The organism is Flavobacteriaceae bacterium HL-DH10, from assembly GCA_031826515.1.
GTDB classification, from domain to species: Bacteria; Bacteroidota; Bacteroidia; order Flavobacteriales; family Flavobacteriaceae; genus Thalassobellus; species Thalassobellus suaedae.
Genome location: CP134536.1, coordinates 3,752,271 through 3,775,580, shown reverse-complemented (window position 1 = coordinate 3,775,580; position 23,310 = coordinate 3,752,271). Strand labels below are relative to the sequence as shown.

Here is a 23,310-nt window from a genome sequence, read left to right as displayed (position 1 = left end):
TTATATTTAGCTTTAGGTATAAAATCCTTTCAATTTCTTGAGAGGATTTTTTTGATTTATATTGCTTATATAAATTTTACTTAATTCATATTTAACAAAAAATGTTGCAATTAAAGTGGTCGTAAAACTATATTATTTAATGAATTAAGCCTTATGAATAGCGTTAAATTTCCTTTTTATTATTTACCAGTAAAGAACAGATATTATACAATAAGACATTAATAAAAACTAACTTAAAGACTAGTTGAGTTAAATTTCAAAGTCAAGTATTACGCTATAGAAAGTATCTAATATTATAAATAGAAATATTGGTTTCCACTTACTTTTTATAATTTGTGATATAAACTTTAAGCATTTTTTATAAAATGTATTTTCAAAAAGATTAATATAAAAAGATAGAAGTATTTAGAGAAGAATTGATACACTTCTATTTAATAAAAAACCACCAAAAGATAAAATCTCTTGATGGTTTTAATTATGTTATCTGAATTTATTATTATTCCATTTTTATCACAATAAATTGTGTACGTCTATTAAGTTGGTGTTGCGCTTCAGTACAATTAAAAGTACCATCACAACCATTTACTAAATTTTGCTCACCATAGCCATTATATTCAGTTATTCTATCAGGATCTACACCTTTATTTATTAAATATTTATAAGTAGCATCAGCTCTTTCAATAGATAATTTTTTATTGTATTCAGCTGTTCCTCTAGAATCTGTATAAGATTCAATTTTAATTACCATATCTGGGTAGGTGTTCATCATTAGATTAACTATTCTATCTAATTCAGTCGTACTCTCTTTTCTAATATCATATTTATTAAAATCAAAGTAAATAGGGTAGAGTTCTGTAATAGGTATAACTACTTTTTTATAGTTTAGCACAAAATCGGCTGTAATACTTTTTATACTACGTTCAATGCCTTTAGAAGAAACAAACTTCGTGTTGTCAGTATACCCCTCTTTTTTAGCATTTAGGTTATAGTTAGAATCTCTATCAATGTTTATTTCATAATAGCCTTCATCATCCGTATCTAAATAGGCAATTATATTTCCGTTTTTATCAAATAATTCAACAGTAGCGTTTGCTATAGGATTATTAAGAGTATCTGCAACCGTTCCTTCTATTTTTAATTGAGGAATTCTGTCGTAAGCATAAATATCATCACTACCAACACCTCCGTTTCTATTGGAAGCAAAATAACCTGATAATCCGTCATCATTCATAAAGAAAGAGAAATCATCTTTACTAGAATTAACAGGTACACCTAAATTTATAACACTAACAATATTATTGTTTTTATCAGAAACTGTTCCGAAAATATCTAACAAACCTAATCCAGGATGTCCATCGGAAGCAAAAAACAAAACATCTTCACTATTAATAAAAGGAAATCGTTCATTTTTGTTTGTGTTAATAATGTTTCCTGCATTTTTAGGTTCTCCGTAAGAGCCATTATTTATTTCTACATAATAAATATCTGTTCCACCAATACCTCCAGGCATATCTGAAGCAAAATATAATTTTGTTTCATCTTTATTTAATGCAGGATGACCAGTAGAGTAGGAGTTATTATTAAAAGGAAGTTCTTCAATATTTGTCCATTTGTCGTCAACGAGAGTTGCCTTGTAAATTTTAAGATTACTTATTCCTTCTTCATTTTTCCCTAAAACGTTTTTATTGTAATCATTTCTTGAAAAATAGATGGTTTTGCCATCTTTAGTTATCGTTAAAGGACCATCATGATAAATAGAATTAATAGATCCTTTTAGTTTAGATTTATGATTAATTAAATTATCGGTTCTGTCATTTGCTGTATAAATATCTAAAAAAGGTTCGCCGTTCCATCCATAGATGTGGTTTGATGAAACACCTTCGTCTCTAGACGATGAAAAATATATTTTACCATCATGTTCATAAGCCCCAAAATCGCTATATTTTGAATTAAAATTTACATCGGTTAAAAAGTATTGCAGCTTTGCATTAAAAATAGAATTAACAAAATCGCTATCTTTTAGAAGATTATCTTCATTAATTTTACCACCAGCTTTTTTAAAACGACGCATCCAAATACGGTATTCTTTATAATTTTTTACACCTCTTAAAGCTTGTGCATAATTATAATAATATTCTATAGGAATATTTTCTTGCTCAACAGCTTTTTTATAGTACACAACAGCACTATCTGGATTTCTTAAAAAAGCATAACTATCTGCTAATTGTCTAGTAGCATAATCTGCATTGTAATCTTTATCTATAAGCGATTTATATACTTTTATAGCATTTGAATACGAAAATTTATTAAATAAATTATCGGCTTTTTTTTGTGATCCATATTGAGCAAATGTTGAAAAGCCAATAAAAGATAAAATACAAGCTAATAAATAGTTTTTTAGTTTCATGGGGTCATATTTTAAAAAGCTAGGTTACTTTTAAGTTTATTTATCACAAAATAATATTGTGATGATATTATTTATTCCATTTTAACCACGATAAATTGTGTACGTCTGTTTAATTGGTGATCTTTTTCTTCACAATCAGACTCATCTTCACATCCATTTGTTAATCTACGCTCTCCAAAACCCTCATGTTCTGTAATGCGTTCTGGTGCAATTCCATGAGAAATTAAATAGTCATAAGTAGAGTTAGCTCTGTCTATTGATAATTTATCGTTATAAGATAATTTACCTCTAGAATCTGTGTGCGACTCAATGCGTATTACCATTTCAGGGTAATCATTTGTCATTAAATTAATAATTTTATCAAGTTCTAAAGCAGCATCTTCTCTAATATTATGTTTGTCATAATCAAAATAAATGGTATTTAATTCTGCAAGTTTTACAACATCATGAACAGGATTTAATATTAAATTAGCTGTTATCGTTTTGAGTTCTGTTTGTAGATTTTTTGATGAAAAATTGCGATAATCATCAATATATTTTTCTTGACTAGCAACAATTTTATAATCTTTATTTCTATCAATATTTATTTGATAATATCCTTTTTCATCCGTTAGCATATAAGCTATTTGCTGATTATTATCATCAAATAATGTAATCTTTGCATTTGGTATTGGTTTTACGTTAATAGCATCAGTAACTACACCTTCTACATGTAAAACAAGTTCTCTATGGTATGCATAAATATCATCACTACCACGTCCTCCAGTTCTATTTGATGCAAAATATCCCGTAATACCATTTGAGTTCATAGTAAAAGAAAAATCATCTTTATTAGAGTTCACAGGAACACCTAAGTTTATAACATCAACAAATTCATCATCATCACCTTTAATGGTTCCAAAAATATCTAATAGACCTAATCCAGTATGCCCATCAGATGAAAAGAATAAAACACTCTCATTGTTTATAAAAGGAAATCCTTCAGCATTTGCTGTATTTATTACATCTCCTAAATTTTTCAAACTCCCTAAATTACCATCAGGAAGAATTTCAATTTTCCATATATCTGAGCCTCCTTTTGTTCCTGGTCTATCAGAAGTAAAATACAATTCAGTATCGTCAATATTTAATGCAGGATGTTGTGTTGAAAATTCATCACCATTTATTGATAAATCTTCAATGTTTGTCCATAAGCCATCTACTAAAGTTGCTCGGTAAATTTTCATATTGGTTAACCCTTTTCTGTCTTTAGTTTCAATGTCTTTATTGAAATTATTTCTTGAAAAATACATGGTTTTACCATCTTTTGTAATAGCGACTGGACCATCATGATACATAGAGTTAATATCACCTTTTATTTTGCCAGTGTGGTCTACATTACTTTTAGATTTAGCATCTGTAACATAAACATCTAAAAAAGGTTGTTCATTCCAACCATATAAACGTTTAATTCCAACGCCTTCATCTCTAGCTGATGTGAAATATACTTTTCCATCATATTCAATAGCTCCGAAATCACTAAATTTTGAATTGAAATGTACTCTATCTAAAAAATACTGTTGTTTGGCACCAAAAACACTTGTTATAAAATTAATGTCTTTAGAAAAATCATTCGCATTAACGACACCTCCGGAGTCTTTATAGCGTTCAAGCCATATTTGAGATTCGTCATATTTTTTTATACCACGTAGTGATTGTGCATATTTATAATAGTATTCTACAGGTACATTTTCTTGATTAACAACACTTTTATAGTATCTAGATGCATTTTTAGGATCTCTTAGAAAGGCATAACAATCAGCAAGCTGTCTTGTAGCATATTCTTTATTATAATTATTTTGTATGAGATCTTTATAAACTTCAGCAGCTTTTACGAAAGAAAACTTATTGAATAATGTATCCGCTTTTTTTTGCTTTCCTTGTTGAGAAAATGAATTAAAGCTTAATAGAATTATGATACAAACTAATATGTAGTTTTTAATTTTCATCTGTTTATATTTATTGTTTTTTATCTCTAAAATGTAATTCGCCATTAAAAATATTGGTTGATTTCAAAAAAATGGTATGACGCATTTCATATAAAATATAAATTAGAAATATCTTGGTGACTTTAATTTAGAACTTAAGAATTTGAATTCATAAATAAGTAAAACCTCGTGTGTTCCATTGGTATATCTTGATATATCTGAAATTGGTTTTTCGTAAGCATAACCAACACGTAATTGTCTTGAAACTTGAAAATCTACAAAACCTCCAATAGCACCAGTAGATTCATTAATTCTATATGAACCACCTAGCCAAAATTTCTCATTAAATAAGAAGTTAGCAGTTAAGTCATATGATACAGTTGCACCATTTGTAGCTTTAACTATATAAGAAGGTTTAAATTTAATTGTTTTGCTTAAATCAAATACATAGCCTCCTGTAAAATAATAGCTTAAACGCTCTAAAGCTTCATAACCTTCTTCTTTATTTCGATCTGTGTTTAAAACTCTAGGAGTAGATAAACCTATATACCATTTATTAGTACTCCAAAACACACCTAAACCTATATTTGGTGTCCAACGATTTTGAATTCCATAAATTAACGGATCTGAACTTTCGGCTTCTCTAAAGTCTGAGTCTAAACTATATTGGGTAAATCCAGCTTTTATACCAAAGGCTAGTTTTCCATTCACACCTGTAGGAATCGCATATGAAAAATCTCCATATAGATATGAAAAATTTTCTGGACCTAGATCATCCTCAATAAAAGACAATCCTAAGCCTATTCTATCATTCCTTAAAGGTGTATGAATAGAAAGTGTTTGAGTTATAGGTCCACCATCAAAGCCAACCCATTGACTTCTGTGTAATCCAACAATACTTAAAGCTTCTCTACTTCCTGCATATGCCGGGTTAATAGAAATTGCATTGTACATGTATTGGGTAAATTGTGGTAGCTGTTGTGCTAAAGAAATAGTACAGCTAAACAACAAAATAGCGATTATGTAATTTTTTAAAAGTTTCATAGGTTAGGTATTTTATTTGGTTCCTAAGTAAATTGGGCCTGTAAATGGTTTCAATCCACTATTTTTTAATACAATTATATAATAGTAAGTTCCGTTTGGTACTTTCTCAGCATTTCCAAGAGAACCTTTAGGCGCTGATCCATTCCAATCTCCATTTGTACCAGAAGTATCAATACTGCCTAATGTATAATTATTTGATTCATACACTAAGGCGCCCCAACGGTTAAATATTTTTACTTCAGCAACAAAACCACATAAATCAATACCCATTATATCAAAGGTTTCATTATAACTATCTCCATTAGGAGTTACAGCTTTAGAAATTTCAATATCATTTTCACCACAAGGTAATACCACACAATCAGCATTTATATTCATAGTCAATTCAATGACACTTATACAACCATTTTCTGAAGTTGTGTATTTAAATAGATAATCAATTCCACCATCTTCAGGTAAAAAGTCATCGCTAATTTCTAGAGTAGTAGGATTAAAAAGACTACCACTAAGCGTAGCTATAAGATCTCCTTCAACAATTTCCCAAGTTCCATTTAAGTTGGTATTACTTAAAAAAGAATTTAAATCGACTATGCCATCATCATAACATCTAGGTTGTGAAGTGATTTGAGTAACAACTTCATCTAAAGAAACATTGATAGTTTGAGTAAAGTCAGCGGTGTTATCACATTCATCAGTAACAGTCCATGTTCTTACAATTTGGTAATCAGTTAAAACATTTTCATCATACGAATTTGTCTCTTCAAATTCTACTTTAAGATTTGTAGAACAATTATCAGTAAATTCTATTGATGGAATTTCTGGAATATTTGTACAGCTTACATCTAATATTGTATCAAATGATGACGCTGTAGGAGCCTTAGTATCTTGAACTGTAATAGTTTGCGTGTGTGATATTGTTGTACTACAATGATCAGTAGCCGTCCAAGTTCTTTTTAATTTATAAGAAGAAGGACAATTGCCATCTATTAATTTGCTTTCATTATAATTCACGACAATAGCTCCACAATTTGTTGATGCAGTTAAAATGATTGCATTAGGAACATTATCACATTCTACAGTCATATCTTCTGGTAGACTTTGTTGATCAAAAACAACAGGTGTAGCTGCAGTATATGTATACGTAGCCGTAGGGTTTGTTGTTCCACATATATCAGCTACAGTCCAAGTAATTGTAACTGTTCCACTTGTACAGAAATCGATAGACTGCGCTACAAAATCATTAGATACGGTAGGCGAACATCCACCAGTTAAACTATTGTTAATAATATCGGTTTGAGCGGTAACCCAAGCAGCAATATCAGCATCAAGAGCTGTTTGCGCTGCAGCAGCATCGGTATTATCAAACTCACAAGACTGAGCAGTATCTCCACTAGGAGTCGTATAAGCTACAGCATCTGGTTGCGTTAACGTATAGGTAGCCGTAGGGTTTGTTGTTCCACAAATATCAGCAACCGTCCAAGTAATGGTTACATCACCACCTGTACAGAAATCGATAGACTGTGCTACAAAATCATTAGATACGGTAGGTGAACACCCACCAGTTAAACTATTATTTATAATATCCGTTTGAGCAGTAACCCAAGCAGCAATATCAGCATCAAGAGCTGTTTGCGCTGCAGTAGCATCGTCATTATCAAATTCACAAGACTGAGCAGTATCTCCACTAGGTGCCGTATAAGTTACAGCATCTGGTTGCGTTAACGTATAAGTAGCCGTAGGGTTTGTTGTTCCACAAATATCAGCAACCGTCCAAGTAATGGTTATATCACCACCTTTACAGAAATCGATAGATTGTGCTACAAAATCATTGGATACGGTAGGTGAACACCCACCAGTTAAACTATTATTAATTATATCCGTTTGAGCAGTAACCCAAGCAGCAATATCAGCATCAAGAGCTGTTTGCGCTGCAGTAGCATCGTCATTATCAAATTCACAAGACTGAGCAGTATCTCCACTAGGTGCCGTATAAGTTACAGCATCTGGTTGCGTTAACGTATAAGTAGCCGTAGGGTTTGTTGTTCCACAAATATCAGCAACCGTCCAAGTAATGGTTATATCACCACCTTTACAGAAATCGATAGACTGTGCTACAAAATCATTAGATACGATAGGCGAACAACCACCAGTTAAACTATTATTAATAATATCGGTTTGAGCGGTAACCCAAGCTGCAATATCAGCATCAAGAGCTGTTTGCGCTACAGTAGCATCTTCATTGTCAAATTCACAAGACTGAGCAGTATCTCCACTAGGCGCTGTATAGTCCACAGCATCTGGTTGCGTTAACGTATAAGTAGCCTTAGGGTTTGTTGTTGCACAGATATCAGCAACCGTCCAAGTAATGGTTACATCACCACCTGTACAGAAATCGATAGACTGTGCTATATAATCATTAGATACGGTAGGTGATCCACCACCAGTTAAACTATTATTAATAATATCGGTTTGAGCGGATACCCAAGCAGCAATATCAGCATCAAGAGCTGTTTGAGCTGCAGCAGCATCTTCATTGTCAAATTCACAAGCCTGAGCAGTATCTCCACTAGGTGCAGTATACTCCACTACATCTGGTTGAGTAAATGTATAGGTAGCCGTAGGATTAGTTGTTCCACAGACATCTTCGATAGTCCAAGTAATTGTTATAGATCCTGAAGCACAAAATGCTATAGATTGATCTACAAAATCATTAGATACGTTAGGCGAACACCCACCAGTTAAGCTATTATTAATAATATCAGTTTGAGCGGTAACCCAAGCAATAATATCATTATCAAGGTTTGTTTGTGCAACAGTAGGATCTGAATCATTAAATTCGGAAGCTACACTTGTATCATCTGAAGGATTAGTATAAGCTACAGCATCTGGTTGAATTAAAGTATAGGTAGCATCATGAGAATGACCTTGGCAATCATCATTAACTGTAAAAGTAATAGTAACTTTTCCACCAGTACAAAAATCGATAGACTGAGAACCATAGTTAGTTGTTATTGTAGGGGAGCATCCACCTTCGATAATTCTTGTATCAAATTGTTCTTTAGCTACCCATGCAGCTATATCTGCATCTAGAGCAGCTTGAGCATCTACAAGATTAGAACTATTAAATGAACAAGCTTCAACAGTTTTACTGTCTGGTTCTTCATGACCAATATCTTGTTGTTTAGTTAGATTGAAGTCAGCTGTAATGGTGTTAATAGTTTCACAAAGATCTGTAATTGTCCATGTTACAGTAGCAGTGCCACCAGAACATTTATCAGGAATAGTAGCAGAAGCACTATTATTTGTTAACACAGGAGAACACCCATCAGCTTCTGCAATAGCAGTTGACTGAGCATTTACCCAATTTGTAAAAGCAGTATCTATTTCACCTTGATCAGCAAAATCACAAGACTGAAGATTGGCATCTGAAGGATTGGTGTAAACTATAGCATTTGGTGTTTCAACAGTGAAAGAAGAGGCAGCCGATGAAGCTGAATCCACACAACCACCAGCAACATTATTAGCTGAAAGCGTAAAGTTCAAGCTACCACCACATGTTAGATTGGTAAGCGCAGGGAAGTTAGCCATATTATCAGTTGGACTACATCCACCAGAGACAGTGAATCCAAGTTTCCAAGCATCATAAGCGGTTTGAATATCTGCAGTAGTAGAACATGCAGGTAGATTAACCGCTGCAGGAGCAGTTGCTACTAATTCTGGAGCTGTTTGAACAGTGAAAGAAGAGGCAGCCGATGAAGCTGAATCCACACAACCACCAGCAACATTATTAGCTGAAAGCGTAAAGTTCAAGCTACCACCACATGTTAGATTGGTAAGCGCAGGGAAGTTAGCCATATTATCAGTTGGACTACATCCACCAGAGACAGTGAATCCAAGTTTCCAAGCATCATAAGCGGTTTGAATATCTGCAGTAGTAGAACATGCAGGTAGATTAACCGCTACAGGAGCAGTTGCTACTAAGTCTGGAGCTGTTTCAACAGTGAAAGAAGAGGCAGCCGATGAAGCTGAATCCACACAACCACCAGCAACATTATTAGCTGAAAGCGTAAAGTTCAAGCTACCACCACATGTTAGATCGGTAAGCGCAGGGAAGTTAGCCATATTATCAGTTGGACTACATCCACCAGAGACAGTGAATCCAAGTTTCCAAGCATCATAAGCGGTTTGAATATCTGCAGTAGTAGAACATGCAGGTAGATTAACCGCTGCAGGAGCAGTTGCTACTAAGTCTGGAGCTGTTTGAACAGTGAAAGAAGAAGCAGCCGATGAAGCTGAATCCACACAACCACCAGCAACATTATTAGCTGAAAGCGTAAAGTTCAAGCTACCACCACATGTTAGATTGGTAAGCGCAGGGAAGTTAGCCATATTATCAGTTGGACTACATCCACCAGAGACAGTGAATCCAAGTTTCCAAGCATCATAAGCGGTTTGAATATCTGCAGTAGTAGAACATGCAGGTAGATTAACCGCTACAGGAGCAGTTGCTACTAAGTCTGGAGCTGTTTCAACAGTGAAAGAAGAGGCAGCCGATGAAGCTGAATCCACACAACCACCAGCAACATTATTAGCTGAAAGCGTAAAGTTCAAGCTACCACCACATGTTAGATCGGTAAGCGCAGGGAAGTTAGCCATATTATCAGTTGGACTACATCCACCAGAGACAGTGAATCCAAGTTTCCAAGCATCATAAGCGGTTTGAATATCTGCAGTAGTAGAACATGCAGGTAGATTAACCGCTGCAGGAGCAGTTGCTACTAAGTCTGGAGCTGTTTGAACAGTGAAAGAAGAAGCAGCCGATGAAGCTGAATCCACACAACCACCAGCAACATTATTAGCTGAAAGCGTAAAGTTCAAGCTACCACCACATGTTAGATTGGTAAGCGCAGGGAAGTTAGCCATATTATCAGTTGGACTACATCCACCAGAGACAGTGAATCCAAGTTTCCAAGCATCATAAGCGGTTTGAATATCTGCAGTAGTAGAACATGCAGGTAGATTAACCGCTACAGGAGCAGTTGCTACTAAGTCTGGAGCTGTTTCAACAGTGAAAGAAGAGGCAGCCGATGAAGCTGAATCCACACAACCACCAGCAACATTATTAGCTGAAAGCGTAAAGTTCAAGCTACCACCACATGTTAGATCGGTAAGCGCAGGGAAGTTAGCCATATTATCAGTTGGACTACATCCACCAGAGACAGTGAATCCAAGTTTCCAAGCATCATAAGCGGTTTGAATATCTACAGTAGTAGAACATGCAGGTAGATTAACCGCTGCAGGAGCAGTTGCTACTAAGTCTGGAGCTGTTTCAACAGTAAAAGAAGAAATTGCAGATTCTGAGCTACTACAACCTAATGAGGTAGCCGAAAGAGTGAAGCCTAAACTACCACCACACGTTAAATCAGTAAGTTCTGGGAAACTAGCCATATTATCAGTTGGACTGCATCCACCAGAAACTGTGAATCCATTTTTCCATGTATTGTAAGCAGTAAGAATATCTGCTTCTGAAGTACAGGCAACTAAATTAACCGCTGAAGGTGTTGTTACATTAATATCTGGAGTGTTAATATTTATTATATGATCCGCTTGCACAGAACCACCACAATCATCAGTTATAGTATATGTTCTCGTAATTACTATTGGGCATGTACCATTAACACTATCAGAATTATTAACAGTTAGGTTTGCATCGGCCGTCGTATCATCACTAATGGTAAAGCCTAGTAATTCTAAATCGGCTACAGTATTTACTTTAGCAGGTGCAGCACTTATATCACAGCCTTCTATGTTTAAAGGGGAAGAAGGTGCGGTTATAACAGGAGATTCATTATTTAAAATAAGTTCTTTGTTAACAACTGCCACATTACATGGAGAAACTCCATCAGGGTCAGTTACAGTTAATGATACATTATAAGTACCATTACTTGCATACGTGTGAGATGGGTTTGGATCAGTACTTACAGGTGAACCGTCTCCAAAATTCCATGAATAACTAGTGTTACTACCACCATTAGAAGTATTTGATGTAAAATCTACATCTAAATTACAAGTTCCACCAATACCTGGAGAAGTTGCCATTGTCGTTGCTGTTACACCAGCTTTAAATTCAATTTCAATATCACTATCGACAGTTACAAATTGGTTCAAACAATCATCACTTAATGCTAAAGTAACTGCAACATTAAATGTGTAAACACCAGGTTCAGATACTGTTACTATAGGGTCTTGAGTGGTATTGTTTGGGTCAAAAGTAACAGTTGCTCCAGGGTTTGGTTTTGAGACTACTGTCCAAACAAAAGTTGGATTTCCATCAACAAATCCATTTAATTCTATATTAATTTGAGTTGGAGTAAAACAAACGTCATTATCAGTTCCATCAAGAACTCCAAAATCAGGATCTATTTGAATAGTACCTCCAGCAGCGATTACTTGATCAAAAATAATACAAACTTGACCTTGACCTGCGCAAGCTGAATATCGGATGTTACCTATAAATATATTTCTGTTATTGTTACATTGCCCATTTGAAGATATTGCTCCAGCACCTCCTTGAGACGTATCTGTTTCAGTAGTATCTTCAATAACAATAGCCGAATTAGGAGCTAAGGTTAAATCAACATCAGCATACCACATAATTTGTCCTCCATCTTCGATAATTAGTCTGTCAATAGTGCTAGGAATAATAATATTGGTGTAAAGTTGTATTTGAACTCCATTTGAAATTGTAATAGAGCCTGTACAATTATTACTATTAATATATGATAGCAATTCTGCACCAGACATAATATTATCACCTTCAGTTGCAGCATTATCTATAGTACAGTCAGCGTGCACATTTAGTATTCCTACAAACAGTAAAGCAAAAGCAAACAAATAATGCTTTATTTGTACGCTTGTTTTTGATAACAGATTAAATGTAGTTGTTTTCATAGGTCAAAAAAATTGGGTAACAAAAAGTTACTTTATTGTTAATTTAGGTATTAGGTATTATTATTACAACATTTTAATTGCAATCTAAATTCTAATCTTATAAAGTAGTGAGGGAAGAGTATCGGTTAAGCGATTCTAAAACTTATAATATTAAACTAGATTTGGGGTCTCATAATATTTATATTTAAAACAAATGAACATACAATGGTTTATATTTTCAAAAAATTATGTTAAAAAACTTAAAAAAACGATAAAGAGTAAACAAATTACTTATTGAAGACTTTTTTATTAAAATTCATCGACTCCCATATTGATTCTTAGCTATTTAACAATTAAATTTCATATTTACTTTTATCATTTATTATTTTAATTAACTTTAAGAAGCAAATAAAATGAATTTTATCGACAAAAACAACGTTTTGTCGATAAATAATGCGTTTAATCGAATTTATATGAAAAAACTTATTTTAGTACGGCATGCAAAATCTTCTTGGAAACATAATGTGATAGATCATGAAAGACCTTTAAACGATAGAGGTGTTAATGATGCTAATTTAGTTTCAAAGGCATTAAAAAGTAATTTACCCGATTTAGACCTTCTCTTATCTAGTGATTCAATACGCACAAAAACCACTGTTGAAATATTTATTGATAATCTTGGATTTACTGACGAAAAAGTTTGTTTTAACCATGATTTATATGATTTTGAGGGCAGGAATTTATTGAGAGTTATTAAAGATTGTGAAGATTCAATTAATAATTTAATGATTTTCGGACATAATCATGCCATTACAGCTTTTGTAAATACTTATGGAAACCAATTTATAGATAATGTTCCTACTTGTGGCGTTGTAATTATTGAATTTAATATTAAGAATTGGAAAGATTTGAAAGCAGGTAAAACTTTATTTACATTATTTCCTAAAGATTTAAAGTAATAGTATCTAATCAAATGACCTCAATTATTAACAAATTCACAAAGCTATTTTGTAAGGCTATTTAGGTGAAATAGAATATATTTGTTTTTGTAATTATAATCCAGTTAAATTAAATGACTAAATCAGAAAGCCAAGAATATATTTATATAAATAGAGAAATAAGTTGGTTGCAATTTAATGCTAGAGTTTTGCAAGAAGCGTCTGATGAAACCGTTCCATTAATTGAAAGATTGCGTTTTTTAGGAATATTTTCTAATAATTTAGATGAATTTTTCAAAGTTAGATATGCTACAGTAAAACGAATTGTTGAAGCAGGAAAAGGAGGTAAAAGTGAACTTGGAGGAATTAGAGCTAAAGAACTTTTAGAGCAGATAACTGAAATTGTAATAAAGCAACAAAGTAAAAGTTTAGAAATTTTGCATACAATAGGTCTTCGGTTAGAAGATGAAAACATCTATGTTATAAATGAAGAACAGATAGATAATTCTCAACATGATTTTATAAAAAAATATTTTATACAGACTGTAAGTCCTGCGTTGGTAACAATTATTTTGAATGATTCTATTGTTCTACCTAATTTAAAAGATAGCGCTGCTTATTTGGCTGTAAAAATGTTGATGACAGATGGTTCAATACAATTTGCTCTTATTGAAATACCTAAAACAATCAATAGATTTGTTGTTTTACCAAAACAAGGAGATAAGCGTTTTATAATTATGATTGACGATTTAATACGTCATTCCTTAAGCGATATTTTTAATATTTTCGATTACAAAAGTATCTCTGCGCATATGATTAAGATTACTCGTGATGGTGAACTTGATTTTGAAAGTGATTTAAGTAAAAGTTTTATTGAAAAAATATCAGATAGTGTTAAGCATAGAGAAATAGGGGAACCAGTACGTTTTGTATATGATAAAACTATAGATGATGATACTTTACAGTACTTAATGTCAAAAATGGGTATTGATACAACAGATAGTATAATCCCTGGAGGCAGATATCATAATAGGAGAGATTATATGAGTTTCCCAAGTTTGGGTAGAAAAGATTTGCTTTATGATAAAATTGAACCATTACCTATAAAAGGACTTAGCTTAGAAGCTAGCATTTTTAAAGCCATAAAGAAAAAAGATTATTTATTGTACGCACCTTATCATACATTTTCTTATGTCGTTAAATTTTTAAGAGAAGCAGCTCTAGATCCTGCTGTAAAAACAATTAAAATTACCATTTATCGTCTGGCTCAAATTTCACATATTGCTAGTTCTTTAATAAATGCCGCTATTAATGGTAAATCTGTTACAGTATCAATAGAACTTAGGGCTAGATTTGATGAGCAAGCTAATATTGATTACGCCCAACAAATGGAAGAAGAAGGTGTTAATTTAATTTTTGGTGTTGCAGGCTTAAAAGTTCATAGTAAAATGTGTGTTATTGAGCGCGAAGAAAACAAAAAACTAAAACGTTATGGCTTTGTAAGTACTGGGAATTTTAACGAATCAACTGCTAAAATTTATACGGATTATACTTTATTCACTTCAGATCAACGTATTTTAAAAGATGTAAATAAAATTTTTAGCTTTTTTGAAACCAATTATAAAATATACAGATATAAACACTTAATAACTTCTCCTCACAACACACAAAAAGCAATTTTTAAATTAATTGATACTGAAATTGAAAACGTTAAAAAGGGAAAACAAGGCTTGATTAAATTGAAGATGAATAGTATATCAAGCTATAAAATGGTTGATAAATTATATGAAGCAAGCAATTCGGGTGTAAAAATTCAAATGATTATTAGAGGGCTCTGTTGCTTAGTTCCTGGAATAAAAGGAATGAGTGAAAACATTGAAGTAATAAGTGTTATTGATAAATTTTTAGAGCATTCTAGGGTTTATATTTTTGGTAATAACGGAGATACTAAAATTTATATATCTTCTGCAGATTGGATGACAAGAAACATAGATAATAGGGTAGAAGTAAGCTGCCCTATTTATGATGAAGATATTAAACAAGAAATTTTAGACACTTTTGATATTTGCTGGAATGACAATGTTAAAGCTCGATTACTAAATGAGTCTCAAGAGAATGAATATAAAATCAATGATAAGCCGAAAGTAAGATCGCAATTTGCCACTTACGATTATTATTTAAATAAGATAAAAGGTTAATATGCTTTCAATAAAAAAATACGCAGCTATAGATATAGGATCAAACGCGGTAAGATTACTAATTTCAAATATTATTGAGCAAAAGGGTAAACCTGTTCAGTTTAAAAAAAACTCATTAGTACGTGTTCCCATTCGTTTAGGGGCTGATGTTTTTATTAAAAATAGAATTTCTAAAGATAATACCCAGCGTATGTTAGATACGATGTTAGCATTTAAACTCTTAATGAAATCTCATAAAGTGGTAAAATACAAAGCCTGTGCAACATCGGCAATGCGAGAATCTGAAAACGGAAAAAGGATTGTAGATTTAGTTTTAGAGCAAGCAGGTATAAGTATTGATATTATTGGGGGTGAAGAAGAAGCCGCTATTATTGCAGCTACAGATTTAAATAAATATATAGATAATAATAAAACATATTTATATGTTGATGTTGGTGGTGGTAGTACAGAATTTACTGTAATTCATCAAGGAAAACCAGTGGCATCTCGTTCATTTAAAATAGGTACTGTTCGCTTGCTTAATGATATGGTGAAAAAAGAATCTTGGCAAGAATTAGAAGAATGGATAAAATTAAATGCCATGGGTTATGATAAAATTAGTGTTATTGGGTCCGGTGGAAACATCAATAAAATATTTAAAATATCGGGAAAAGCAATGGGTAAACCATTAACCTATTTTTATCTGACTTCGTATTATAATATGCTCCAAACGTATTCTTATGAAGAGCGAATTACCGAACTTGATTTAAACCAAGATAGAGCAGATGTAATCATTCCAGCTATGAGAATTTACCTTTCTTCAATGAAATGGAGTGGAGCAAAAAACATATATGTTCCAAAAATTGGATTAGCAGATGGTATAATAAAAAGTATTTATTATGATACGGTTTCAAGCAATACACAGTAATATTTTGCACTTTATCTTTTAAAATATTAGTATATAGCATAATTAATATATATTCGTCGCAATAGAATTATAACCCAAAACTATTTAATTATGAAAAGACTATTACTATTAACAATCCTACTTGTTATTTCTTTTTCTAGTTTTTCTCAAGAAAAAGAAACTAAGGAAGAAAAGGCTAAAGGCTCAACATTTCAAGGTGTTAAATATGGTGTTAGAACTGGATTAACCATTTCTAATTTAGATTTTGATGCTACTCCAACCATGGAGAATAAGCATAGAAACAGTTTTTATGTTGGTTTTTTTGCAGATATAGGTTTATCTAAAACGATTTCATTAGTTCCAGAAATACAGTTTTCTCCTGAAGGCGCTAAAGCAGAAGTTTTACATTTAGATTACATTCAAATTCCAATTTTATTAAGATTTAGAATAAGTGAAAAAATTCATTTTGGTTTAGGACCACAAGTTGGATTAAAAGTATACAAGTATGAAGACGGTATTCAAAATTTTGCATATTCTGGTGTGGCAGGAATTGAATATAAATTAACTCACGTGTTGTTTACTGATGTTAGGTATACTTATGGTATCTCTGATATATTTGATGATGCACAAGGAATTACAGCAAAAAATACAAATATACAAATTGGAGTTGGTTACAAATTTTAACCGTGTATAGCTTCAGTTTTACCTAAATTACTAATAATTTCAGATTCATATTCAAGAAGTTGCTGCCATTTGGTATCAACTTCTTTTTTTATTACCATACTTTCTAGCAAAACCTAAAAACATCGTATAGTGGTTTGCTTCACTAGCCATTAAATTTCTATAAAAAGTAGCCAATTCTTTGTCTTCTAATGCTTCAGACAATAATCTAAAGCGTTCACAGCTTCTTGCTTCAATTAATGCTGCGTAAAGAAGCCTATGTACCAATTGAGTTGTTCTACTACCACCTTTTGGAAAGAATTTTATGAGCTGAATAACATAATCATCTCTTCTATCTCTACCTAAAGTCCAACCCCGTTTTATAATAATATCATGAACCATTTTAAAATGACTCATTTCTTCTTTTACTAAAGCCGTCATTTCTTGTACGAGTTCTGTATATTCAGGGAAACTAACAATTAAAGAAATGGCTGTACTTGTCGCTTTTTGTTCGCAAAACGCATGATCGGTAAGTATTTCTTCAATATTTTTTTCTACAATATTAACCCAACGTGGGTCTGTTGGTAGTTTAAGTCCTAACATAATTATATGGTACTTTCGATAAGGTTAATTTTTGATATTTCAATATTTCCAAAGGTATCAATACTTATAGAAAAATCCTTAAATATATCTGTTTCAGGAATATGAAACGACGTGTTTAAAATTATATGAGTATCAGTTGATGTTTCATAATTTATCCAAACATATTGCATAATAGCGTTTTTCCAAAATGAAGGTGTTTCATGATTTTGGAATAATGTTTTATTTATAATGCCTTTAGAAATAATTTTTTCATCTTTTAAAACTAATATGATTGCTTCAAAGTTTTTATAATTATTATGAATTAAAGCATCGTTATTAGATTGTATTGTTTTTGAAATAAAATCATTTTCAAGCGCATTGTATTTTAATTTTACATGAAACCCATTATTAAAAATAGTATCTGTAATAATCTCTACAGATTCATTTGGAAAGAATTTTGTTTGAGCAGAAAATGATTTTAAAAGGTTTGATTCTTGTAAAACTTCAGCATTTGATTTGTATCTTCTATCTCTACCATCACAACTAATAAAGATAATGCTCAATAATAAAATAGATAATAGTAACTTTTTCATATACAGTGTTTTAAATGTCTAAATCAAAAGTTCTTCTTAAAAGATCTAAATTAGGGTTTTTTTCATTTAATTTTTCAAATTTATCAGCAGACGTATAAGTATATTGTTTTTCAAGAACTTCGTTCACGGTAATTTCTAAACTAATATCATAGTTATTTAGTGACTTTCTTAAATATGACATTAAATCATATTGCTGACGTTCTAATTCTACTTTATTTGTTGCATTTGGGTATTCTAAATATACGGTTGTTCCTTTTACTTTAGGCGTATCCATAGATAGAATAGAAGCCAAATTGTGCTTTCCTTTTTCTATTAAAATATCTGTGAATTTTTTCCAATAACTTCTTAATGCTTCTTCGGTAAAATCTTCTTTTGGTAAATCTTCTTCATCAACAACAACATCCATTTGTTTTATGAGATGCTCTTTTTTTGCTCTTATACTACTTAATGAAAGTCCAGAAGTTCGCTTCGTATTTTGTTTTAATACAATTTTAGGAGGCTCTTTTACTTGTAGAGATTCTATATGTTTAGACGCTACAGTGGTTGTTTCTGTTTTATTTGAAGTATTTATTTCTTGAGTAGAATTTTGCTCAGGAACTTTAACAGGAATAGGAGTAATGCCCTTGTTTTTAAAATAAGAAGCTGGTATTATGTAATGTTTGCTATTTTTTTTTCTCCATCAAAAGTGATAGAGGCAAGCTGCATGATACATAATTCAACGAGTAGTCGTTGGTTTTTACTGGTTTTATACTTGAGATCGCAGTCGTTTGCTAGTTCTATAGCCTTTAACAGAAAGTCTTGAGATGCTTTTTGCGACTGTTCTAAGTATTTAGCTTTTGTTTGATCGCCTACTTCAAGCAATTCAATAGTTTCTGGTGTTTTGCTGACTAATAAATCTCTAAAATGAGATGCTAAACCAGCAATGTAGTGATGCCCATCAAAACCTTTGGAAAGCGTATTATTAAATTGTAGTAAAAGTTCGGGTATTTTATTTTCTAAAATATAGTCTGTACTTGTAAAATAGGTATCATAATCAAGTACATTTAAATTTTCGGTTACAGCTTGTCGTGTTAGGTTTTTTCCTGAAAAACTAACCACGCGATCAAATATAGAAAGGGCGTCACGCATAGCGCCATCTGCCTTTTGAGCAATAATATGAAGCGCATCATCATCGGCAGTTATACCTTGTTCTTCTGCTATATATTTTAAATAATCTTTTGCATCTTTAACGGTAATACGTTTAAAATCAAAAATTTGACAACGCGATAAGATGGTTGGTATTATTTTATGCTTTTCAGTAGTTGCTAAAATGAAAATACAATGCTTTGGGGGTTCTTCTAGCGTTTTAAGAAACGCATTAAAAGCCGCCTGAGATAACATGTGTACCTCATCAATAATATAAACTTTATATTTTCCAACCTGTGGCGGAATACGAACCTGATCGGTTAAACTTCTAATATCATCAACCGAGTTGTTTGATGCTGCATCTAATTCGAAAATATTAAAAGCAAAATCTTCATCTTCAGTATCATTGCCTTCACTATTAATCATTTTAGCTAAAATACGGGCACAGGTTGTTTTGCCAACACCACGAGGCCCTGTAAACAGTAAGGCTTGTGCTAAATGATTGTGTTCAATGGCATTTAATAAGGTATTTGTAATAGCCTGCTGTCCCACAACGTCTTTAAACGTTTGGGGTCTGTATTTTCTAGCCGATACTACAAAGTGTTCCAATTTTGCCTAATTATTTAAACATCTTAAGATGCTTATTGAATAGATAACAAAGTTAAAAATTCAATTGATAATTTAGAATTTTGAACTTAGAATTTAATAGGAGTTATTAACAAATAATACTGATTGTGATGGTATGTTTTTTCTTGACTTTGTCAGAAAAAAATGATAACTTCGTTTAACATTAGGTATAATTATCCTGTACTGAGCGAAGCCGAAGTATTAAAACGATTTCATATCAAGTCGTTGCCCACAATTAAAAAACGCCATTGAAACAGTCAATAAATCATCATTATATTCCAATATTCTTTCAAAAAGGATTTTGCAATGAAAATGAACTGATTTATGTTTATGACAAAGAATTAGATATAATTTATCCACCTTCAATTCCTGATAGACGATTTTTAAAAAAAACCTAAACAACTTTATACACGAAAATAAAATCATTATGAGTTCTGAAAAAAATGTTTATGGACCATTTGATAATTTTGGAAGTGTAATTGTAAAAAAAATCATTAAAAATAAGAGTTTAGTAGATTCTTCATCCGATTTTGAAAAAGCTGGTCTCTTAAATTTTATGATAAATTTATTCTGGAGAACACCAACTTCCGATTCTCTTTTAAAAGAATTGATACAAAAAGAAGGTCTTTGTAATCCTTATTTTGGATTATCAAATATAGAAACGGGAAAACGACTAACGGATAAAGATGAATCTGTAAAAAAAATAAAAGAGGAAATTTTGAATAATTCAGAATTTGCAAAACACTTAAAAGTTATTGTAGCCAATTCGGATGCAAGTAAAGAGGAAATTACTAAACTTATAAAATTCTGGAAATTATTTAGCCTAAATACTAATTCTAATTACGAATTTTTAATTGGAGATATGCCTATTCTGTTTTTAAATGATAAACCGACTTTAGATAATGTTTTTGAAAAAGTTATTTTTCCTTTATCAAAAAACAAAGTTCTGATTTTAAACAAAAAAAATCCTTTGTTTATTGATGATTTTACTGTTAATGGAATCAATCTTTGTATAATGAATATATCGGAAAGGTTCATTGGCTCTGGAAATAAAGATATACTTGATTTTTATGTCGAATATTACAAAGAAACTATTAAAGAAAATGATTCTAAATTTACAATTGGAAATTTATTTGAACATATTAATTATCTGACTAAATTTAAGGATATGAATGATTATCAAACAAATAAATAACTTTGGGCAACACCGTATCCTATAAAAAATTGCTACTTTAGTTTTATCATTTGGTTGTTGCTAGTTTGCTAGCTTCTGATTTGATTCTTAATTTATAACTTATATTTGATAAGGCTAACTTAAGATATACTAACTGTTAAACGAACCTCACCAAAATAAAATAACTTTACATTAAAAATCATAAGCCATCAAATAAGCGCGTTAAGCATTGAACAGAAAAGCCCACAGCGACGCTAGGAGCGAGGACTTGTAACGGAAAGCCTGACCCTTTTTTAGGGTAACGCCCAAATGTTTAGTTTTTCAAATACAATGGAATTCGATGTCTAGCCATGAAAAACGATTTTAATTTAGATTTTAGTTTCAGTTTATTGTAATTTTGCACCCAAGTAGATTGCCTTATCACTGTTCATGTAAATGAATGGAGGAAAGTCCGGACACCGTAGTGCAACATAGTGGTTAATGGCCACCAGCCGTGAGGTTAGGAAAAGTGCAACAGAAAGTATGTACAGGTAATGCTGTAGTGAAACCAGGTAAACTCTATGTGGTGCAATGTCATGTAAACCAGTGCTTGAGGGCGGCACGCTCGATACTGGAGGGTAGGCAGCTAAAGTGTATTGGTAACAATGCACTCAGATAAATGATAAGGGTATTCTAACTTTTTTAGGAGAGATCCTGAAACGCGTTCAGGATATACAGAATCCGGCTTATAGATTTACTTACTCATAAAAAAACCCTTCTTTAATTTAAAGAAGGGTTTTTGGGTTAATAAAGGATGGTTGGTTAATTTGATTTTGGCGAATAAGATATATCAGGTCTCATTTCTCCAGTAATTTCTTCAAATCTACTTACATATTGCATTAAATTACCAAAAACTGCTTTTCTGTCTTCGCCTAGCGTTTCTTGATTAGCTTTCCCTTTAATAGCCGAATCTAATTCGTCTTTAGAGGAAACAGCTACTAAATAAAAACTTTCTGGACATCCAAAGCCACTTCTATAAATTCGATAATAACTTTTTGATGCTTTACTTTTAAATAATTCTTTAACTCCTTTTATGGCTTCCAATATATTTTCACCATTTTCTGGAGTATAATATAGGTAATACCAATTTCTATAATTTTGTCCTTCTTGCATTTGAGTAATACCTTCTGGCATATATGATAATTTTTCTGATAATGTAATTATATAGTCCGAATGAGAATCATAGCATTTATTAAAATTTTTAAATATATTACTCCAACTATCTCCCATAGCTTTTCTCATATCAGAAAAAACATTTTCATCTAATGCCGCAAAATTTTCTAATGGGCTAATGTATAAATACTGCATGTTACCAGTTGTTGCGGTTATCCAAGGAGCTTGTGGATTGTGTTTATTACAAGCTTCTGTGAATTCTTTAGCCGTTTTCTCATATAAACTTACCATAGAAGGCTTAACATTGTCTTGATGAATTTGATACATTTTTTGTGCATATGACATATTAATAAATAAGCATAATGCACTTATTATTACTAAAGATTTTATAAGTGTTTTCATAATTAGAACGTGTTTTTGTTAGTGAAATTTTTATTCTTCAGAAGTTTCTACTTCTTCAGCCATTTTAGCAGCTTCTATTTCTGCAATCGTAGCGCCAATGCCTGCAGTATCATAATATGCATATTCTTTTACAATTTTACCATCTACAAACTGTATAGTTAAATGTACAGGAATAGTTAATTCTTTGCCTGTAACGTTGGCTTTTCCTTTCCAAGTATTCCAATAGTTTACCCAAGTATCACCATCTTTATCTATAATCATTTCGTATTCTGTTCCTTTGTCTCCAAAACCATAAGATTCAAAATTAGAAAGCATTTGTTTCATACCTGTCATCATTTCAGCTGGAGTCGCTCCTTTATTGGTATTATGGTAGATTTTTGCAGTATCAGAAAAATTTGCTTTCCAAGTATCCCAATCTTGTGTTTCATAAGCTTTTATACCTGCTTTTGTAGTTTCAATTTCTGCAGATTCTTCAAAATACCGTTGTGGCTGATTTTGGCAGGCATTAAATACGAGTAATGCAAGTCCAATTAAAAAAAGTTTTTTCATTTTATTTATGGTTTTTAGTAGTTAATATTAAAAACAAGCCATAAACATTTTAAAGAAAAGTATGATTTCTTTTGTT

12 protein-coding genes, 1 other RNA gene and 2 pseudogenes are annotated in these 23,310 nt (G+C 31.9%); 6 read left to right on the top strand and 9 right to left on the bottom strand.

What is annotated here, in order from left to right:
- Positions 1–496: 496 nt before the first annotated feature.
- The 4 genes from RHP49_16040 to RHP49_16025 all read right to left on the bottom strand — a co-directional run bounded on the left by RHP49_16040 (position 497) and on the right by RHP49_16025 (position 12,369).
- Positions 497–2,407: an OmpA family protein gene (locus RHP49_16040; GenBank protein ID WNH12385.1), complete on the bottom strand. Its 1,911-nt coding sequence runs from the start codon at positions 2,405–2,407 to the stop codon at positions 497–499.
- A gap of 71 nt (positions 2,408–2,478) precedes the next feature.
- A complete protein-coding gene (locus RHP49_16035) occupies positions 2,479–4,395 on the bottom strand; it encodes an OmpA family protein (protein ID WNH12384.1) in 1,917 nt (638 codons plus the stop codon).
- A gap of 102 nt (positions 4,396–4,497) precedes the next feature.
- Positions 4,498–5,418 (bottom strand): type IX secretion system membrane protein PorP/SprF, encoded by a 921-nt coding sequence (locus RHP49_16030; GenBank protein WNH12383.1) that lies wholly within the window; start codon positions 5,416–5,418, stop codon positions 4,498–4,500.
- A 12-nt stretch (positions 5,419–5,430) separates the two neighbouring features.
- Complete coding sequence (locus RHP49_16025) at positions 5,431–12,369, bottom strand: gliding motility-associated C-terminal domain-containing protein (GenBank protein WNH12382.1); 6,939 nt, start codon at positions 12,367–12,369, stop codon at positions 5,431–5,433.
- Positions 12,370–12,821: 452 nt separating this feature from the next.
- Between RHP49_16025 and RHP49_16020 the strand changes: the two genes are divergently transcribed.
- The 4 genes from RHP49_16020 (at position 12,822) to RHP49_16005 (ending at position 17,054) form a co-directional block, all read left to right on the top strand.
- A complete protein-coding gene (locus tag RHP49_16020; GenBank protein WNH12381.1) occupies positions 12,822–13,307 on the top strand; it encodes a histidine phosphatase family protein in 486 nt (161 codons plus the stop codon).
- 113 nt (positions 13,308–13,420) lie between these two features.
- The gene (ppk1, locus tag RHP49_16015; protein ID WNH12380.1) at positions 13,421–15,484 is read left to right on the top strand and encodes a polyphosphate kinase 1; all 2,064 of its coding nucleotides are present in this window, start codon (positions 13,421–13,423) and stop codon (positions 15,482–15,484) included.
- Between the two features lies 1 nt (position 15,485).
- Positions 15,486–16,391, top strand: coding sequence for an exopolyphosphatase (locus RHP49_16010; GenBank protein ID WNH12379.1), 906 nt, complete (start codon positions 15,486–15,488; stop codon positions 16,389–16,391).
- Between the two features lie 90 nt (positions 16,392–16,481).
- A complete protein-coding gene (locus RHP49_16005) occupies positions 16,482–17,054 on the top strand; it encodes a porin family protein (GenBank protein WNH12378.1) in 573 nt (190 codons plus the stop codon).
- On the opposite strand, the pseudogene RHP49_16000 reads toward RHP49_16005, so the two are convergent.
- From RHP49_16000 to dnaX, 3 genes and pseudogenes are all read right to left on the bottom strand, one after another.
- Positions 17,051–17,633 (bottom strand): annotated as a pseudogene (locus tag RHP49_16000) (tRNA-(ms[2]io[6]A)-hydroxylase). The gene RHP49_16005 and the pseudogene RHP49_16000 overlap by 4 nt on opposite strands.
- Before the next feature lie 2 nt (positions 17,634–17,635).
- Complete coding sequence (locus RHP49_15995; protein WNH12377.1) at positions 17,636–18,205, bottom strand: hypothetical protein; 570 nt, start codon at positions 18,203–18,205, stop codon at positions 17,636–17,638.
- A gap of 10 nt (positions 18,206–18,215) precedes the next feature.
- Positions 18,216–19,939: pseudogene (gene dnaX, locus RHP49_15990) on the bottom strand (DNA polymerase III subunit gamma/tau).
- A gap of 397 nt (positions 19,940–20,336) precedes the next feature.
- On the opposite strand from dnaX, the gene RHP49_15985 reads away from it, so the two are divergent.
- Together RHP49_15985 and rnpB are read left to right on the top strand one after the other, a co-directional pair.
- Positions 20,337–21,152, top strand: a complete 816-nt coding sequence (locus RHP49_15985) for a DUF4238 domain-containing protein (GenBank protein ID WNH14440.1) — start codon at positions 20,337–20,339, stop codon at positions 21,150–21,152.
- Positions 21,153–21,535: 383 nt separating this feature from the next.
- An RNA gene (rnpB, locus tag RHP49_15980) (RNase P RNA component class A) lies at positions 21,536–21,875 on the top strand.
- A gap of 57 nt (positions 21,876–21,932) precedes the next feature.
- Here the strand turns inward: rnpB and RHP49_15975 are convergent.
- Together RHP49_15975 and RHP49_15970 are read right to left on the bottom strand one after the other, a co-directional pair.
- Positions 21,933–22,685, bottom strand: coding sequence for a hypothetical protein (locus RHP49_15975; GenBank protein ID WNH12376.1), 753 nt, complete (start codon positions 22,683–22,685; stop codon positions 21,933–21,935).
- A 30-nt stretch (positions 22,686–22,715) separates the two neighbouring features.
- Positions 22,716–23,234 carry a nuclear transport factor 2 family protein gene (locus tag RHP49_15970; GenBank protein WNH12375.1) on the bottom strand — a complete coding sequence of 173 codons (519 nt, stop codon included), beginning with the start codon at positions 23,232–23,234 and terminating at the stop codon, positions 22,716–22,718.
- Positions 23,235–23,310: the final 76 nt, after the last annotated feature.

Excerpts from the sequence above, each read along its gene's own strand:
- RHP49_16040 (WNH12385.1), bottom strand. The coding sequence starts at position 2,407 with ATGAAACTAAAAAACTATTTATTAGCTTGTATTTTATCTTTTATTGGC.
- RHP49_16035 (WNH12384.1), bottom strand. The coding sequence starts at position 4,395 with ATGAAAATTAAAAACTACATATTAGTTTGTATCATAATTCTATTAAGC.
- RHP49_16030 (WNH12383.1), bottom strand. The coding sequence starts at position 5,418 with ATGAAACTTTTAAAAAATTACATAATCGCTATTTTGTTGTTTAGCTGT.
- RHP49_16025 (WNH12382.1), bottom strand. The coding sequence starts at position 12,369 with ATGAAAACAACTACATTTAATCTGTTATCAAAAACAAGCGTACAAATA.
- RHP49_16020 (WNH12381.1), top strand. The coding sequence starts at position 12,822 with ATGAAAAAACTTATTTTAGTACGGCATGCAAAATCTTCTTGGAAACAT.
- ppk1 (WNH12380.1), top strand. The coding sequence starts at position 13,421 with ATGACTAAATCAGAAAGCCAAGAATATATTTATATAAATAGAGAAATA.
- RHP49_16010 (WNH12379.1), top strand. The coding sequence starts at position 15,486 with ATGCTTTCAATAAAAAAATACGCAGCTATAGATATAGGATCAAACGCG.
- RHP49_16005 (WNH12378.1), top strand. The coding sequence starts at position 16,482 with ATGAAAAGACTATTACTATTAACAATCCTACTTGTTATTTCTTTTTCT.
- RHP49_15995 (WNH12377.1), bottom strand. The coding sequence starts at position 18,205 with ATGAAAAAGTTACTATTATCTATTTTATTATTGAGCATTATCTTTATT.
- RHP49_15975 (WNH12376.1), bottom strand. The coding sequence starts at position 22,685 with ATGAAAACACTTATAAAATCTTTAGTAATAATAAGTGCATTATGCTTA.
- RHP49_15970 (WNH12375.1), bottom strand. The coding sequence starts at position 23,234 with ATGAAAAAACTTTTTTTAATTGGACTTGCATTACTCGTATTTAATGCC.